The sequence below is a fragment of the Corallococcus sp. AB049A genome, from assembly GCF_003668885.1.
Lineage (GTDB): Bacteria > Myxococcota > Myxococcia > Myxococcales > Myxococcaceae > Corallococcus > Corallococcus interemptor.
On the sequence record NZ_RAWL01000191.1, the window covers coordinates 1 to 15992 of the forward strand.

The window sequence follows — 15992 nt, forward strand, 5'->3', positions numbered from 1 at the left end:
CGACGGGGCCAGCTCCGGCGGCGGGGACGGCACGCGCGTGCCCGGACGCGGCGGGGGCTCCGCGTTGAAGTCCTGGTCCATGGCGTAGAACTCGCGCTCCACCACGTTGCGGACGTCATCCGTCTGCCGGCGGAACTCGCGCATGAACTTGCCGATGGCCCGCGCCAGCTCAGGCAGCCGCTGGGGGCCGAGCACGATCAGCGCGGCCACCAGGATGAACACCATTTCGCCTGCGCCGATGTTGAACATGGGTCTTCGCTTCCCCTTGGAGGGAATGTCCCGGGGTTATCGCGCCCCCTGACGGCCCCGCGCAACCATCAGTGACCTTCCAGCGTTCGTCCGGCCACGTGCCGGGGAGGCGGGCGGCCGGGCCACTGGGGCACATTGCCCCAATCAGCCTTGGGGATGCGCCTCTGGAGAGAGGGGCGCGGCCATCCCCTGGGCGGGGGGCACCGCCAGGGCCCGGGCCTGCTCACGTGAGCGCACCCGCCCCTCCACCACCCGCAACATGAAGGGCACGCCCACCGCCAGCCCGATGGAAACCCAGGCGATGGTGTCCACGCCGCCCAGCGTCCCGTCCGGCAGGTCCACCAGCAGGCGCGACGACAGGAAGGCCCCCAGCGCGGAGGCCATGTGCTGGGTGGCGGATTGCAGCGACATGAAACGCGCGCGCACCGGGTTGTCCGGCACGCGCGAGGTCAGCGTGTTGTACGCCACGTTGCGCACGCCCATGGCCAGCATGAAGGCCATGAAGAGCACGGGAATGGGCATCCACGCCGGGTAATGGATGAAGCCCACGTACGTGGTGATGGCCGCCAGCACCACGCCCACCGTGCCCACGCGGAAGGAGCCCAAGCGGTCCACCAGCGGCCCCGTCAGCCGCAGCGTGAAGAAGCTCACCACGCCGCCCGCGGCGTAGATGATCCACAGGTTCTCTCGCGGGTAGCCCAGGTTCTGCTGGAGGTAGGCGGAGATGTTGGGGATGACGATGAAGCCGCTCATCATCACCAGCGCCGTCATCAGGTAGGACAGCTGGACATCGGTGTTGCCCAACAGCTGCGCCACGCCCGGGGCCCGGGCCGCGCTGCCCCCCGGCTTCAGGTGCCCGCGCACGGGCGGCAGGAGCCAGAGCGCGGCCAGCACCAGCACCAGCCCCAGCGCCGCCACCACGAAGAAGGGCGTCCGCCAGCTGCCCAGCTCCGCGACCTTCAAGGCCAGGGGCACGCCCAGCACGGACGCCACGGAGAAGGACGCCATCACCGCGCCCAGCGCCCGGCCCCGGCGCTCCACCGGGATGAGGTCCGCGATGATGGACAGCGACAGCGCCGTCGCCGGCCCGCCGAAGATACCCGCGCACACCCGCGCGAGCAGCAGCGTGGACAGCCCCAGCGCCAGGCCTCCCGCCGCGGTGGCCGCGACGAGCCCCAGCATGCACACGGCCAGCGCCTTGCGCCGGTCGAAGCGGTCCAGGAAGTAGCCCCCCAGGAGGCCCGCCACGCTCGCGGCGGCCGTGTAGCTGCCGCCAATGGTCCCGATGTGCGAGGACTCGATGCCCAGGCCCTTCGCGAAGTCCGGGCCCAGCGGCATCACCATCACGAAGTCGAGGATGTTGACGAACTGCACCGCGCCGATGAGCAGCACCACGGCGCGCTCGGACACGGGACGGGGGGAGGCGGACTCGGGCGACTCGGGCATGGATGCCTTGGGGAAACGGCCGGGGGCGTCAGACGCGGAAGCGGCGCACCTCGGCGCGCAGGATTTCGGCCTGGCGCGTGAGGTTGTCGATGGCCTCCTCCAGCTGGCGCACCGAGCGCGTCTGGTGCTCGGACACGCCCTTGATGGTCTCCACGGCCTTGAGCACCTGCTCGCTGCCCTTGGTCTGCTCCTTCTGGGCGCGGTTCAGGTGGGTGACCATCTCGTTGATGCTTTCGATGGAGCGGGTGATCTGCTTGCTGCCGTGCGCCTGCTCCTGGCTGGAGCGCTGCACGTGCTGGGTGAGCGTCTTCATCCGCTCCGCGCTCTTCATGATCTGCTCGCCGCCCCGGGCCTGCTCGTTGGAGGCCTGGGAGATCATCGACACGGTGGCGGAGATGCGGTGGATGGCGGCCGTCACCTGCTTGCTGCCGCGCGCCTGCTCCACGGTGGCGCGGGCAATGGCCTTCACCATCTGCGTGGACTTCTGGGTGCTGTCGTTGATCTTCCTGAGGGCGCCTTCCGCCTCGCGGCCCAGCTGCACGCCCTCCTCCACGCTCTTGACGCCCTGGTTCATCACCACCACGGCGTTGCGGCTCTCCTCCTGCACGCCGCGGATGAGCTCGGCGATCTCCTTGGTGGACGCGCCGGTGCGCTCGGCCAGGTCCTTGATCTCCTCGGCCACCACGGCGAAGCCCTTGCCGTGCTCGCCGGCCTGCGCGGCGATGATGGCGGCGTTGAGGGCCAGGAGGTTCGTCTGCTCCGCCACGTCGTCGATGACGTTGAGGATGTTGCCAATCTCGCTGATGCGCCGGCCCAGGCTGTCGATGACGCCCGCGGCGGTGCGGCTGGTGTCCTTGATGCGGTCGATGCCGGAGAGCGTCTTGCGCAGGGCCTCCACGCCGGTCTGCGCGTCCTCGAAGACCTGCTCGGACAGGCGGGCCGTCTCGTTGGCGTTGGCGTCCACCTGGCCGATGGCGGCGTCCATCTGGCTGATGGCGGAGGAGGTGTCCTCCGTGGACGCCGACAGGTCCTCGATGTTCTTGGCGACCTCCTTGATGGAGTAGGTCATCTGCTCGATGGCGCTGGTGGTCTCCTCCACGCTGGCGGCCATGGCCTGGACGTTCTCCGCCACCTCGTCGTTGGTGGCGGCCATCTCCATGATGGAGGAGCTGCTCTCCTCCGCGCTCTGGTAGAGGACCTCCACGTTCTCCGCGATGCCGCGCAAGGAGGCCATCATCTCCACCATGGAGGAGGACGTCTCCTCCACGCGCGACTGCACGGTGCCCGCGCCGGAGGACACGGTGGTGCCGGTGCGGTGGATCTGCTCGATGACACCGGCCACCACGTCGGACACGCCGCGCACGCGGCCCAGCGTGTCGCGCCAGGACTGGGCCATGCGGTTGAGGGCCTCCGCCAGCTGGCCCAGCTCGTCCCGGTTGTTGCGCACCTCCGCGCGGCCGGTGAGGTCGGCCTCGGCCAGCTTGCGCGCCATGGACATCATGGCGTCCAGCGGGTGGAGGATGAACGCGCGCGAGATGAGGAACGCCGTCAGGAGGAACAGCACCAGGCCCACGAGGAAGGCCAGCAGCACCGTGTGGCGCAGCGCCGTGAGCACGCCCTCCAGCCGCGCCCCGTCCACCACCACGACGACCTCGCCGGGCACGCCGCCCGCCAGCGTCACCGGCCGGGTCACCGCCCAGCTGTCGTTCTCGAAGTCCGTCTGCTCCAGCGACGGGAGCGGGCGCTGCTGGAGGCGCTTCTCCAGGCCCTGGGTGAACCACGCGGGCGCCGTCGCCGGCGAGGTGGCGCGGGGCACGCCCTGGGCGTCCAGCACCGCCACGACGCTGAAGTCGTCGTCCCGGATCAGCTCCTCCAGGTTGGGGACCGGCTGGGTGCCCGCCTGGCGTTTGACCAGTTCGGCCACCTCCTCGGCCTTGTTCTGGGCGTGCAGCGCCATGCGCTCCCTCAGGTGGTTGCCCACCTGGCGGGGAACGACGAAGTAGAGCGTCCCCAGGATGACGGCCAGCGCGAGACCGAACGAACCCAGGAGGATGCCCCGGAGACCGGGTTTCTTGAGGCGACGTGGCAAGGCCCGCGCACTGTAGGGAGGGTGGCCCGTCCAGGGCAAGGAACGGACTAACCCGCCTGTCAGGGCCGGACGCTGGGTTCCCGGGGGCAGGATGCGTAAGGTCCAGGGGATGACCGCGACGCTGCTGCTCACCGACCCGCTGTTCCTCCAGCACGACGCCGGCGAGGGCCACCCCGAGTCGCCCGCCCGGCTGCGGCGCATCCTCCAGATGCTCGCGCGAAACCCGGTGGCGGGCACGGTGATGGCCCAGCCCCGCTCCGCCACGGACGCGGAGATTCTCGCGGTGCACACCCCGGCGCACCTGGAAGCGATGGAGAAGCTGGGCGGCCGCTTCGAGCGCATCGACGAGGACACGGCGGTGTCGCCGGACAGCCTGGACGCGGCGCGGCTGGCGGCGGGCGCGGCGGTGCAGGCCGTGGAGCAGGTGATGGCGGGGCACGCGAAGAACGCGTTCGCGCTGGTGCGTCCGCCGGGCCATCACGCGGAGCCGGACCGGGCGATGGGCTTCTGCCTCTACAACAACGTCGCCATCGCGGCGGAGGCCGGGCGGAGGCTGGGCGCCGAGCGCGTGCTGGTGCTGGACTGGGACGTGCACCACGGCAACGGCACGCAGGCGGCGTTCTTCGGGCGCAGGGACGTGCTCTACCAGTCCGTGCACCAGTTCCCCTACTACCCGGGCAGCGGCGCGGCGCCGGAGGTGGGGCGCGGCGAGGGCCAGGGCTTCACGGTGAACTGCGGCCTGCCGGGCGGCAACACGGACGCGGACTACGGGATGATCTTCGAGGAACTGCTGCTCCCGGTGGCGCAGGCGTACCGGCCGGACCTGATGCTGGTGTCCGCGGGGTTCGACCCGCACCGCGCGGATCCGATTGGCGGCATGGACGTCACCGAGCGCGGCTTCGCGGCGATGTGCACGGCCGTGCGCAAGCTGGCGGAGGAGGTCTCCGGCGGGAAGCTGGTGCTGGTGCTGGAGGGGGGCTATTCGCTGGAGGGGCTGTCGAACTCCGCGCACGCGTGCATCGAGGTGCTGGCGGGAAGAGATGACAGCTTCGCGCCCGGCACCGTGAACGCGGACGCGAGGGCGGCGCTGGCGACGAGCCGTGAAGCGCTCAAGCCGTACTGGGCCAGCGTTCGCTGAAGCGGCCGTTCAGTACAGCGCGTCCCCAGCCATGGGAATGCCAGACAGCTCCAGCAGGAACGCGCCCAGCTTGTAGAAGTCCCGTGCGCGTCCGTCGGGCTCAGACCTCGCTGTCCGGAGGCAGCGGGAGCAGGGACTCCTCCTTCATCAACAGGAACTTGTACGAGTACCAGCACTGCTGAAGGTCCTGTGATTCCTGGGTGCGGTGACTCATGTCCAGCTGTGGCCCCAGCTCCATGGCGAGGGCACCGCGAGGCAGCAGGTCGGGCCAGGTCTCGCTCGTATCGGTGAGGCAGGTGCGCGAGCCCAGGAGGTCGGTCTTCACGACCGACTCCGGCCCCGGCCGCGCTACCCGCCGGACTGACGGCCTTCAATCGCGCACAGGAGCACCGCCGCGGCGATGCCCAGGCGCCGGTCCAGCCGGCGCTGCGTGTCCATGGAGAAGTCCAAGTCGATCTTCTGGATGAACGGGTTGAAGTGCTGCCGGAAGCTGAGCACCTGCTCGCCGCCCAGCGTGCCGGTGAAGGTCTGCGGCAGGAGGTTGGTGAGGAAGCGCCGCACGAGCGCCAGCAGCATGCTGTCCTCCTCCACCTTGCCCACCTCGTTCCCGTCCACGTCCAGGATGAGCCAGGTGTCGCGCAGGATGGAGCTCAGGGCCTTGCGGCGCAGCGCGCCCACCCGCTCCCCCGTGGCCGCGTCCGTGACGTCGTAGGTGGCGCCGAAGTCCAGGATGCCGCGGGCCTGGATGGTGAGCAGTTCCTCCTGCATGTCCTCGCCGCTGTAGATGCGCAGGTCCTCCTTCAGCTTGAAGGCCTTCATCTTCGAGTAGAAGGCGACGTTGCCCGCCTCGTCGTAGATGTGGAACGCGCCGCCGAACAGCTTGAAGAACTTCCGGCGGATCATGTAGCGGGTCTGGCCGAAGCGCCCGGAGGCCAGCTCACTCCGGGGACGGGTCTGAAGGGCGGAGGACATGGCCACCCTCCCTAGCGCGAAGCGGCCCGCGCGGCCAGGGGGCCTGCTGGAGGCCCCGCGGCTGCCTGCCCTTCAGTAGCAGAGGTAGTTGTCGTTCCAGGCGTGGGGGTCCGAGCCCTCGTGGATGAGCGTGCACAGCTTGCCGGCGATGGGGCCGGACTGCGACCACGACAGCTGCAGCGGGCTGGTGGTGGGCACGCAGAGGTAGTTGTCGTTCCACGTGTGGGAGGCGGGCTCCGCGTCCTCGTAGACCTGCGTGCAGCGCATGCCGGCGATGGGGCCCGCGCTGCTCCACGCGAAGCCGTGGTTCACCGTGGAGCACAGGTAGTTGTCGTTCCAGGTGTCCGGATCCGCCCCCTCGTGCACCTGGGTGCAGAACCGGCCGGCCATGGGACCCGCCGAGGACCAGGCGATGTCCGGCATCGTCTGGAGGGCCTGGCGCAGGTTGGGCAGCCGGCCGATGTTGCGTGCATCCGCCGCCTGCGCGGTGCCGGTGGAGGCCAGCAGGCCGCGGACGTAGCGCGGGTCCAGCGCGCCCGTGCCACGCGCACGCGCCACGCCCTGGAGGCTCAGCGCCGCGCCGGTGACGATGGGCGAAGCGCTGGAGGTGCCGCTGAAGGTGCCCGTGTAGTACTGGTCCTCGCCATAGGCGGAGCCGAACAGGTCGCCGTAGCCCATGGACGCCACGCTCTCACCCCAGCCGTGCACGTCCACGCGCGAGCCGAAGTTCGTCCAGCACATGGGCACGCGCGTGGTGGCCGTGCTCGCGCCCACGATGATGGCGCCCGAGTCCCGCACGCCGCGGTTGAAGACCCCGCCGTACGCGGCCTCATCCAGGTTGGCGCTGCCGTTGCCCGCCGCCTCCACCACGGTGACGCCGTTGGCGGTGGCCGTGGCGATGGCATCGTAGTTGGCCTGCCAGTACTCCATCGCGATGTAGTTGCACTGGCTCTGGTTGCAGGTACACGGCGTGCTGTCCGCCGGGCCCTGCGCGTGCAGCTCGATGAGGATGACGCCGCCACGTCCCACGGCCGCCGCCGCGTTGGCGATGGCGGCGGCGGTGCCCTGCGAGGCCGCGGACACGCCCGCCGTCGCGCCGTGCGCGATGCCCGTCACGCCGTAGCCGTTGGCGGTGCCCACGATTTCACCCAGCACTGCGGTGCCGTGGTTGCGCCAGCCCAGGTCGTTGTACTGCGCGCCCAGCTGGGTGAAGAGGCCCGGCATGTCCTCGTGGGTGGTGCGCCAGCCGCCTTCGATGTCCACGAAGCGGATGCCCGCGCCGTTGCCACCGGCGACGCCCCAGGCATAGCGCGCGTCCACGCCGCTGGGGGCCGCGTTGAGGTAGCCCTGGTTGCCCTCGTACAGCGGCGTCGTGGGCGCGATGTCCGCGGCGGCCAGCAGGCTTCGCAGCACGGGCTCCATGCCGAAGTTCACCATCGCCGGTTCGGCGGGAGGCTCCGCGTAGGCGATCTCCACGCTCTCCAGCGCGTTGAGCGACGCGACGAGCTCCGCCACGCGCTCGGCGGTGGTGCCGGGCACGAGCGGCACCGCGTAGTAGAGGTCGAGGTCCGCCAGCTGGCGGCCACCCTGGGACTCGCCCAGGGCCTTTCGCAGGGCCAGCGTGGCCTCATCCTCCGTGAAGAGCCGGCGGAGCGCGGCGGCGCGGGGCGCGCGCTCCAGCAGGGCCTGCGCGGCCTTCACGTCATCGGCCAACCGCGCGTCGGAGAGCCCCTGCCGGGCGAGCAGCGACTGCTCGGACCCGGAGCGCTCCGACGCGAGCGCGCGCAGGGCCTGGCCGCGCAGGCGCACGCGGCTGCCCTCGTGGAACTTCACCACCAGCCGCTCCACCGGCGTGCCGGACGGCAGCGGCTTCTGGAGCCGCTTGTCGGCGGCGACACGGGGCTGCGGCTCCTGGGGAGCGGCGAAGGCGGTGGTGCACAGCGTGAGCCCGACGAGCGCGCCCGTCAGGCGGGATGCGAAACGCGAAGTGGTCATCCGGTTCTCTCGGTGTGGAAGGGGACGTCCCGGACGGAGTCACCAGGCCCACTGCCCGGTTCCTCCGCCGGCCCTGCACCCTAGAATGCCGGTCTGACACGTTAAACTTGCAAAGCGCGTCCAGCCCTCAGGACTCGTGCTGCTGGAAGGCCGCCATCTGCGCCGCCAGCGCGCGCTGGAAGGCGGGCCGCGCCTCACAGCGTTCCTTGTAGGCCTTGAGCGTGGGGTGTGCGTCGAGCACGGCGGTGTGCCGCAGGATGCGCAGCACCGTGGTCATCATCAGGTCGCCCGCGGTGAAGCGGTCCTCCAGGTAGGGGCGGTCTCCCAGCCAGGTGGCCAGCTCTCCCAGCCGGTGGTGGATGCGCGCCTCCACTTCGGGCCGGTGGAGCTTCGCCCACTGCGCGTCCGGCACGAACAGGTCGATCTCCGCCAATTGCTGCACGTGGATCTCCAGCGAGTTCAGCGCCGCGAACACCCACGTCAGCGCGCGAGCGCGGCCTGCTTCGTCCCGGGGGAAGAGCACCTCGCTCCTCGCCGCGATGTGGACCACGATGGCGCCTGACTCGAAGAGCGTCAGGCCGTCCTCCTGGAAGACCGGCACCTGCCCGAAGGGCTGCTGTGCGCGGTAGTCCGGGGACTTCTGCACCTGCGGGTCGATGAGCCTCGCCTCGTACGGCAGGCCGGCCTCCTCCAGCGCCCACCTCACCCGGAGGTCTCGAACGACGCCCTGCGCGAACGGCGGCACCCACTTGAAAGCGCTGACAGTGATCATGCCGGGCAGCCTCGCGTCATGGCCGTGCGCATGACCAGCGTCATGCATGACGCAGGTCGCCGGAGCGCCGCGGCCGCCTGGACGCCCCTGCCCCCGGGACGATGCCCGTGTCAGGCCGGGTGGCCACCTCGTGCGCATGGGGACACCCTGGCTCACCCGCGTCAGTCCCTTCGTGGCTTCGCTCAAGGGCTACGACCGGACGCGGCTGAAGATGGACCTGGTGGGCGCGCTCACGGTGACGGCGCTGCACATCCCGGAGGGCATGGCGTACGCGCAGCTCGCCGGGCTTCCTCCGCAGGCGGCGCTGTACTCCACCCCGGCGGCGCTGGCGCTGTACGCGCTGTTCGGCAGCTCGCGGCAGCTCATCATCGCGGTGTCCGCCAGCGTGTCGGTGCTCTCCGCCGCCACGGTGGGCGCGCTGGCGCAGCAGGGCACGCCGCGCTTCGTGGCGCTCACGGCCGCGCTGGCGCTGATGGCGGGCGGGGTGGCGCTGCTGGCGGGCGTGCTGAAGCTGGGCCGGGCCGCGCAGTTCTTCTCCTCGTCCGTGCTCAGCGGCTTCGTGTTCGGGCTGGCGCTCATCATCGCCATCAAGCAGGTGCCCAAGCTCCTGGGCATCGAGGGCACGAAGGGCGGCTTCTTCGAGCGGCTGGGCTTCATCCTCTCGCATCTGGGACAGACGCACGCGCTGACGCTCATGGTGGGGGCGGCGAGCATCGCGGCGCTGCTGCTCCTGGGACGCGTGTCACGGCGCATCCCGGCGGCGCTCGCGGTGCTGGTGCTGGGCATTGCACTCTCGTCGCTGTTGCACCTGGACGCGAAGGGAGTGGCCATCGTGGGGCACCTCCCCGCGGGGCTGGTGCCGCCCCAGCTTCCGGACGTGACGTTCGGCGACCTGGTGAACCTGCTGCCGGGCGCGTGCGGCATCGCGCTGGTGGCGTTCGCGGAGGCCATTGGCCCGGCGCGGATGTTCGCCGCGAAGCACGGCTACGAGGTGGATCCCAACCGCGAGCTGGTGGGCCTGGGCGCGGCGAACCTGGGCGGAGGCCTGTTCCGGGGTTTCAGCATGGGGTGCAGCCTGTCCAAGTCCGCCGCGAATGATCAGGCGGGGGCCACGACGGAGGTGTCCTCGCTGGTGACGGCGGGGCTGACGCTGCTGGTGGCGCTGTTCCTCACCGGCCTGTTCCGCGCGCTGCCGGAGGCCACGCTGGGGGCCATCGTGGTGGTGGCCATCCTGGGGATGATGGACGTGAAGGAGCTGGTGCGGCTGGCGCGCCTGCGCCGGGCGGACTTCCTGGGCGCGGCGGTGGCCCTGGTGGCGGTGCTGGCCTTCGACGTGCTGCCCGGGCTGCTCATCGCGGTGGGCCTGTCGCTGTTCCTCACCGTGTACCGCGCCAGCCGTCCGCGCGTGAGTGAGCTGGGGCGGGTGCCGGGGACGCTGGACCTGGCGGCCACGCACCGCGAGTCCTCGGCCATCACCCTGCCCGGCCTGTGCGTCATCCGGCCGGAGGAAGGGGTGTTCTTCGCCAACGCCACGTCGCTGCGGGACGAGGTGCTGAAGCACGTCCGCGACGCGAAGGTGCCGGTGCGCGAGGTGCTGCTGGACCTGGAGCTGACGGACGACCTGGACGTGCCGGGCGCGGACATGCTGGCGGGCCTGTACGAGGACCTGTCGCGCCGGGGCATCACGTTGTCACTGGCGCGCGTGCACGCACCGGCGCAGAGGCTGCTGGAGCGCACGGGCGTGATGGCGAAGCTGGGGCGGGAGCATATGTATCCGCACGTGAGGGCCGGCGTGGAGGCCTGGATGGCGCATCACGAGTCCCAGGCCTGGCAGGAGTGGCGCCTCATCCAGGACGGCCTGTACCTGGTGCGCTCGCGCGTGGACGAAGCGGGCGCGATGCTGCACGGCGAGGAGCGCCACCGGCAGGAGGACCTGCTTGTCCGGTTGGACGACGCGGACACGCGCATGCGGGAGCTGCTGCGGAACCTGCCGCATCCACCGTCCGATGACGACTCGCGGGGGCCCGTGCATTGAGCGCCATGGTTGGTAGTGTTCGAGGGTCCCTCCTCGAAAGAACGTGGCCATGCAGGGTCGAGCCGCCGTCACGCTTCTGCTTCTTCTCTCGGCTTGCGCTTCATCAACGCCGGTTCCGAGTACTCGGTCGGCGCGCATCGCCAACCTTCAGAGGGCCGCGAAGCTGCCCTGGACGGATGAGGGACGGTGCGTCGTCCGGGAGGCGTCCCGCCCCTGGGGCGAGGTGGTGGAGCGGTGCTTCCCAGCGCTGGATACCGACCGGGTCCGGTTTCACGACAGCTCGGGACGGTGCACGGTTGCTTCTGCGGACGCAGCGTCCCTGGGGCTGGGAGTCTGTGTCCTGGCCGCGCCAGAAATCGCCGTGGGCGCGGTGATTGTCGTCGGCGTGGTGGTGATCGGCATCGCCATCAAGGAGGAACTGGATGCCTATGAGCTCCGCCAGCTGTATCCGAAGGAGGTAACGTCGACGGTCGGGACGCGGACAGCGCCTCGGGAGACGATGGCGAAGCGAAAGCCGCAGCCGGAACCTTCAGGGCAGGATCTGTTCCCGCCGCTGCCGCCCAGGCACCGCAAGCGTCCCTCCCGCTGCGAGCCCATCCCGGTGCCGCACCTGGGCGGAGATGATGACCACAACACGTGCGCGGATCTCATCCCGCCGAACCGGTATCCCGGCATGGACGTGCTCGTGGATGGGAAGCACTTCGACGCGCTGCAGGTCGGCGCACCCGTGCTGTGGGAGATCAAGACCGACAGATTCGACACGTACAGTGATTACCTCCAGAACCAGGTCGCCGACGATCACGCGGAGGAAATGCGAAACGAGCGCGCCATCGCGAACGACTGCGGATACAACTTCGTTGTCGGGGTAAGCACTCCAGAGCATAAAGCAGCGCTCGTTCGTCGGGCTCCCGCACTTCAGATTGTCGTGACTGGATGTAAACGATGACGACGCGCTCGCGGCTTCACCTCACGGTCTATGCCCCTGCCATGGGGCAAGACGACAACCGCTCGGTCGCGGTTGCCCGCGGAATGGAACTGGCGCTCGCCGGCTTGAGCATGGCTTGGAGACTCTCCAAGGAGGGTCATCCCATCGCCCTGCCCCAGCGTGACGCATGGCTTGCCGAGGCGGCGACACGTCGAAAGTTCCCGATGCTCTGCAACGGTGACGAGAGCTACGCGATAACGGTGAGTGGGTTGGAAACCCCAGCGAGCCAGGCCCCAGGCGCACGGCCGCTGCTCGACGTCCACGCGAGTCTTCCTCTGGATGCGCGCATCATCGAGCACGCGGTGCCATTGCTGATGGCCATCGCGGAGCGCGCCCACGCGTATTGGGGGCATATGTCAGAAGACGCCTTCGGCTTGGAAATTTCGGAACAACTGCGTCGCTCTGCTGATGCGCCGAACGTGTCTCCCCGGGGACTCCCCATGCTGGAAATGCCAGAGCACCTTCGCTCACCAGCGATTCCGCATTTCCTCGGGTGGCTGAACTACTGGTCCGAAGCCGCCGCTCAGGCCATCGGTTTCCCGGACGCTGCTCGCGACTCGGAGCTGCTGTCGCGCTCCCGGCGCACTCCCTCTGGCGGCTGGGTGGTCCAGCTCACGGAGGCCCCGCTCGACTACGGCAACCCCGAGCACATCGAAGCACTCCGGCGGGCCTACGAGCGCTTCCCCGCCATCGGTGGACGCGACTCACGCTGAAGCCCCGGACCTGCCCTCCGGAACGAGGCCCGCGTCCACTTCCGTGGACACCTCGTGCCCAGGAGGTTTCCATGGCAAGCAAGGCGAAGTCCTCGGGCAACGGGCACCGCAAGCAGGCGAAGCAGCAGCCCAACATCCTGGTCATCTGGGGAGATGACATCGGGTTCTGGAACATCAGCGCCTACAACCAGGGGATGATGGGCTACCGCACGCCCAACATCGACCGCATCGCGAAGCAGGGCGCGATGATGACCGACTGCTACGGCCAGCAGAGCTGCACCGCGGGCCGCGCGGCGTTCATCACCGGCATGAACCCGCTCCGCACCGGGCTCACCACCATTGGCATGCCCGGCGCGAAGTACGGACTGCAGGACTCCGACCCCACCATCGCGGAGATGCTCAAGCCCCTGGGCTACACCTGCGGCCAGTTCGGCAAGAACCACCTGGGCGACTCCAATCCCTACCTGCCCACCAACCACGGCTTCGACGAGTTCTTCGGCAACCTCTACCACCTCAACGCGGAGAACGAGCCGGAGTGCCCGGACTACCCCAAGGACCCGTCCTTCAAGGCCCGCTTCGGGCCCCGCGGCGTCCTCCACAGCCGGGCCACCGCGCGCAAGGACGTCACCGAGGACCCGCGCTGGGGCTTCGTGGGCAACCAGCGCATCGAGGACACCGGCCCGCTCACCAAGAAGCGCATGGAGACCGTGGACGGCGAGTTCCTGGAGGGCACCCTGGACTTCATGGAGCGCGCCGTGAAGGACGGCAAGCCGTTCTTCCTCTGGCACAACACCACGCGCACGCACGTCTGGACCTTCCTCCAGGAGAAGTACCGCAACGTCACCGGCTACGGCCTCTACGCGGACGCAATGCGGGAGCTGGACGACATCGTCGGCGTGCTCCTGGACAAGCTGGATGAACTGGGCATCGCGGACAACACGCTGGTCGTCTTCTCCACCGACAACGGCGTGGAGAAGATGGGCTGGCCGGACGGCGGCAACAGCCCGTTCCGCGGGGAGAAGGGCTCGACGTGGGAGGGCGGCGTGCGCGTGCCGTGCGTCGTGCGCTGGCCCGGCGTGGTGGAGCCGGGGCGCGTCATCAACGACATCTTCGCGCACGAGGACTGGATGCCCACGCTGGTGGCGGCCGCGGGCGGCCCCAGGGACCTGGTGGACAAGTGCAAGCGCGGCTTCAAGGTGGGCAACAAGACCTTCCGGGTCCACCTGGACGGGTATGACCAGACGGGGCTTCTGGCCGGCACGGAGGAGGGCCGCAGGAACGAGTTCATCTACGTGCTCGACAGCGGCGACCTGGCGGCGGTCCGCTACAAGGACTGGAAGATCATCTTCAGCTACCAGGACGGCGAAGGCCCGGACATGTGGTTCAGCGGCAAGCGCTTCAACCCGGCGTGGCCCTACCTCATCAACCTGCGCTCGGATCCGTTCGAATCCGGGCCCCACTCCGGCCTGTACACCCAGTGGTACGGCGAGCGCATGTTCACCTTCGTCCCCGCGCAGATGCTGGTGAAGCAGTTCGCGGAGAGCCTCATCGAGTTCCTGCCCAGCCAGGCTCCGGGCAGCCTGAGCATCGGGCCGCTCAAGGAGCAGGTGAAACAGAAGATCGCCGCGGCGCGGAAGCAGAAGGAGGAGCCCGGCGTGGGCGACCAGGTCATGTCCCTGGCGAACGAAGTGGAGCAGTTCATCCACCGATTCCAGCAATCCCACCACTAGCCGACACCCTCCCCGGCCCCCGGTGCGAGTGTCATTCCTCGCGCCGGGCCGGATGTTCTCCAGTGGAGGACATCCATCCATGCACCGCAACGACAGCCGCGACGCCACGTCCGGCGGAGAGACCACCGACACCGCCGCGCGCCCCGGCCGCGCTCCGTTCCCGGACATGGTGTGGATCCCCGGCGGCACGTACTGGATGGGCTCCGACCATCACTATCCGGAGGAGGCCCCCGCGCATCAGGTGACCGTCTCCGGCTTCTGGATGGACCGCTTCACCGTGACGAACGAACAGTTCGCCCGCTTCGTCGAAGCCACCGGCTACGTCACCGTCGCCCAGCGGCCCCTCGACCCCGCGGACTATCCCGGCGCCACGCCGGAGTCCCTCGTCCCCGGCTCGCTCGTCTTCCAGAAGCCCCCGGGGCCCGTGGACCTGGGCAACGTGGCCAACTGGTGGGGCTACGTCCCGGACGCCTGCTGGAAGCACCCCGAAGGGCGCCGCTCCTCCCTGAAACACCGCCGCGACCACCCCGTCGTCCACATCGCCTTCGAGGACGCGGAGGCCTATGCCACGTGGGCTGGCAAGGTCCTCCCGACGGAAGCCGAGTGGGAGCGCGCCGCTCGCGGCGGCCTGGACCGCAACGAGTTCTGCTGGGGCAATGACTTCACCCCCAATGGCGAGCACCTGGCCAACACCTGGCAGGGCTACTTCCCGTGGCAGAACCTCCGCGAGGACGGCCACGAGGGCACCTGCCCCGTCGGCGCCTTCCCGCCCAACGGCTACGGCCTGCACGAGATGGCCGGGAACGTCTGGGAATGGACCACCGACTGGTACCAGGAGCGGCACCAGGGCAACAAAGGCAAGGCGTGCTGCATCCCCGTCAACCCGCGCGGCCCCACCACCGCGCAGGGCAGCCAGGATCCGTCCACGCCCGCCATCGCCATTCCCCGCCGCGTGCTCAAGGGCGGCAGCCACCTGTGCGCGCCCAACTACTGCCGCCGCTACCGCCCCGCGGCGCGCTCGCCCCAGGCCGTGGACAGCGGCGCCAGCCACATCGGCTTCCGCTGCATCGTGCGTCCCTAGTCGCGCCCCACGAAGAGGCGCCGCGGCACCACCACCGTGGCGAACACCAGCCCCAGCACCAGCTGGAGCGCCACCAGCAGCACGTTGAACAGCCGGGCGTCCTCCGCGCCTCCCATGCCGAGCAGCGCCACGAGGGCCTCCGCGCCGATGAAGCCCGGCGCCAGCTGCAACAGCCCCGGCAGGATGACCGTCATGGGCATCCGGTCCTTCCCCCTGCCGTAGAGCAGCCCCGCCACGCCCAGCACGAACGCGGCCACCAGCGGGCTGCCCCGCTCCCCGAGCACCCACTTCGCCGCCGCCTGCGTCCCGTACGCGAGCAGCACCCCGCCGACGATGGCCGCCAGGTCGCGGGGCCGCCCCGACATGCACACCGACAGCGCCACGCCGCCCACCGCCATCAGGACGAACGTGAGCAGGGGCGGCAGCGCGTGCGCCTCGAAGCGCGGCGGCAGCGGCCAGAAGAACTCCCAGAGCGTCCCCGCCGCCGCGACGCCCACGCCCAGCATCATGAAGCGCAAGAGGCCGTACATCAGCCGGGGCAGGCCCGCCTCCACCGACTCCAGGGCCAGCTCCAGCGAGCCCAGCGTCACCACCATCGCGGGCACCAGCAGCACCATCCCGCCGAACAGGGCCCGCACGGCGTTGAAGGGCGGCAGGAGGAACGTGAGTCCGAACGCCACCAGCGTCCCCAGGAACGCGGCGAGGAAGCTCTTCTGCAGGTCCACCCGCTGCGAGCGCAGCGTGCCGAAGTGGATGCCCCCCGCGAGGACGCCCACGAGGAAGGCCA

Annotated in this window: 14 protein-coding genes; 6 read left to right on the forward strand and 8 right to left on the reverse strand. The window is 69.9% G+C overall.

Going from position 1 to position 15992, the window contains the following annotated elements; translation table 11 throughout:
• The 3 genes from tatB to D7X55_RS20825 all read right to left on the reverse strand — a co-directional run.
• On the reverse strand, positions 1-249 hold a 249-nt coding region (gene tatB, locus D7X55_RS20815), incomplete at its 3' end, for a Sec-independent protein translocase protein TatB (protein ID WP_199747044.1).
• Between the two features lie 144 nt (positions 250-393).
• Entirely contained in the window at positions 394-1695 is a 1302-nt protein-coding gene (locus tag D7X55_RS20820; RefSeq protein ID WP_120549306.1) for an MFS transporter, read from the reverse strand.
• A 28-nt stretch (positions 1696-1723) separates the two neighbouring features.
• A complete protein-coding gene (locus D7X55_RS20825) occupies positions 1724-3784 on the reverse strand; it encodes a methyl-accepting chemotaxis protein (RefSeq protein ID WP_120549307.1) in 2061 nt (686 codons plus the stop codon).
• Positions 3785-3875: 91 nt separating this feature from the next.
• On the opposite strand from D7X55_RS20825, the gene D7X55_RS20830 reads away from it, so the two are divergent.
• Positions 3876-4922 carry a histone deacetylase gene (locus D7X55_RS20830; protein ID WP_120549308.1) on the forward strand — a complete coding sequence of 349 codons (1047 nt, stop codon included), beginning with the start codon at positions 3876-3878 and terminating at the stop codon, positions 4920-4922.
• A 100-nt stretch (positions 4923-5022) separates the two neighbouring features.
• Here the strand turns inward: D7X55_RS20830 and D7X55_RS20835 are convergent, their stop codons facing one another.
• From D7X55_RS20835 to D7X55_RS20850, 4 genes are all read right to left on the reverse strand, one after another.
• Positions 5023-5247, reverse strand: coding sequence for a hypothetical protein (locus tag D7X55_RS20835; protein ID WP_121723977.1), 225 nt, complete (start codon positions 5245-5247; stop codon positions 5023-5025).
• Between the two features lie 23 nt (positions 5248-5270).
• Entirely contained in the window at positions 5271-5894 is a 624-nt protein-coding gene (locus D7X55_RS20840) for a hypothetical protein (RefSeq protein WP_120549310.1), read from the reverse strand.
• A gap of 72 nt (positions 5895-5966) precedes the next feature.
• Positions 5967-7889 (reverse strand): S8 family peptidase, encoded by a 1923-nt coding sequence (locus D7X55_RS20845; RefSeq protein WP_120549311.1) that lies wholly within the window; start codon positions 7887-7889, stop codon positions 5967-5969.
• A 127-nt stretch (positions 7890-8016) separates the two neighbouring features.
• A complete protein-coding gene (locus D7X55_RS20850) occupies positions 8017-8661 on the reverse strand; it encodes a glutathione S-transferase family protein (protein ID WP_121723978.1) in 645 nt (214 codons plus the stop codon).
• Positions 8662-8797: 136 nt separating this feature from the next.
• On the opposite strand from D7X55_RS20850, the gene D7X55_RS20855 reads away from it, so the two are divergent.
• The 5 genes from D7X55_RS20855 (at position 8798) to D7X55_RS20875 (ending at position 15205) form a co-directional block, all read left to right on the forward strand.
• Entirely contained in the window at positions 8798-10696 is a 1899-nt protein-coding gene (locus tag D7X55_RS20855) for a SulP family inorganic anion transporter (RefSeq protein WP_121723979.1), read from the forward strand.
• Positions 10697-11057: 361 nt separating this feature from the next.
• Positions 11058-11642 carry a DUF6310 domain-containing protein gene (locus tag D7X55_RS20860; protein WP_306437735.1) on the forward strand — a complete coding sequence of 195 codons (585 nt, stop codon included), beginning with the start codon at positions 11058-11060 and terminating at the stop codon, positions 11640-11642.
• Complete coding sequence (locus D7X55_RS20865; RefSeq protein ID WP_121723981.1) at positions 11639-12394, forward strand: DUF5953 family protein; 756 nt, start codon at positions 11639-11641, stop codon at positions 12392-12394. The genes D7X55_RS20860 and D7X55_RS20865 overlap by 4 nt, the downstream gene beginning before the upstream one ends.
• A gap of 71 nt (positions 12395-12465) precedes the next feature.
• Positions 12466-14124 (forward strand): arylsulfatase, encoded by a 1659-nt coding sequence (locus tag D7X55_RS20870; protein WP_120549315.1) that lies wholly within the window; start codon positions 12466-12468, stop codon positions 14122-14124.
• A 79-nt stretch (positions 14125-14203) separates the two neighbouring features.
• Complete coding sequence (locus D7X55_RS20875) at positions 14204-15205, forward strand: formylglycine-generating enzyme family protein (protein ID WP_121723982.1); 1002 nt, start codon at positions 14204-14206, stop codon at positions 15203-15205.
• On the opposite strand, the gene D7X55_RS20880 is transcribed toward D7X55_RS20875, so the two are convergent.
• On the reverse strand, positions 15202-15992 hold a 791-nt coding region (locus tag D7X55_RS20880; protein ID WP_147470155.1), incomplete at its 5' end, for a threonine/serine exporter family protein. The genes D7X55_RS20875 and D7X55_RS20880 overlap by 4 nt on opposite strands.

Bases quoted from the DNA above. Each gene is read 5' to 3' on its own strand.
- D7X55_RS20820 (WP_120549306.1), bottom strand. From the start codon at position 1,695: ATGCCCGAGTCGCCCGAGTCCGCCTCCCCCCGTCCCGTGTCCGAGCGC.
- D7X55_RS20830 (WP_120549308.1), top strand. From the start codon at position 3,876: ATGCGTAAGGTCCAGGGGATGACCGCGACGCTGCTGCTCACCGACCCG.
- D7X55_RS20840 (WP_120549310.1), bottom strand. From the start codon at position 5,894: ATGTCCTCCGCCCTTCAGACCCGTCCCCGGAGTGAGCTGGCCTCCGGG.
- D7X55_RS20845 (WP_120549311.1), bottom strand. From the start codon at position 7,889: ATGACCACTTCGCGTTTCGCATCCCGCCTGACGGGCGCGCTCGTCGGG.
- D7X55_RS20850 (WP_121723978.1), bottom strand. From the start codon at position 8,661: ATGATCACTGTCAGCGCTTTCAAGTGGGTGCCGCCGTTCGCGCAGGGC.
- D7X55_RS20855 (WP_121723979.1), top strand. From the start codon at position 8,798: ATGGGGACACCCTGGCTCACCCGCGTCAGTCCCTTCGTGGCTTCGCTC.
- D7X55_RS20865 (WP_121723981.1), top strand. From the start codon at position 11,639: ATGACGACGCGCTCGCGGCTTCACCTCACGGTCTATGCCCCTGCCATG.
- D7X55_RS20870 (WP_120549315.1), top strand. From the start codon at position 12,466: ATGGCAAGCAAGGCGAAGTCCTCGGGCAACGGGCACCGCAAGCAGGCG.
- D7X55_RS20875 (WP_121723982.1), top strand. From the start codon at position 14,204: ATGCACCGCAACGACAGCCGCGACGCCACGTCCGGCGGAGAGACCACC.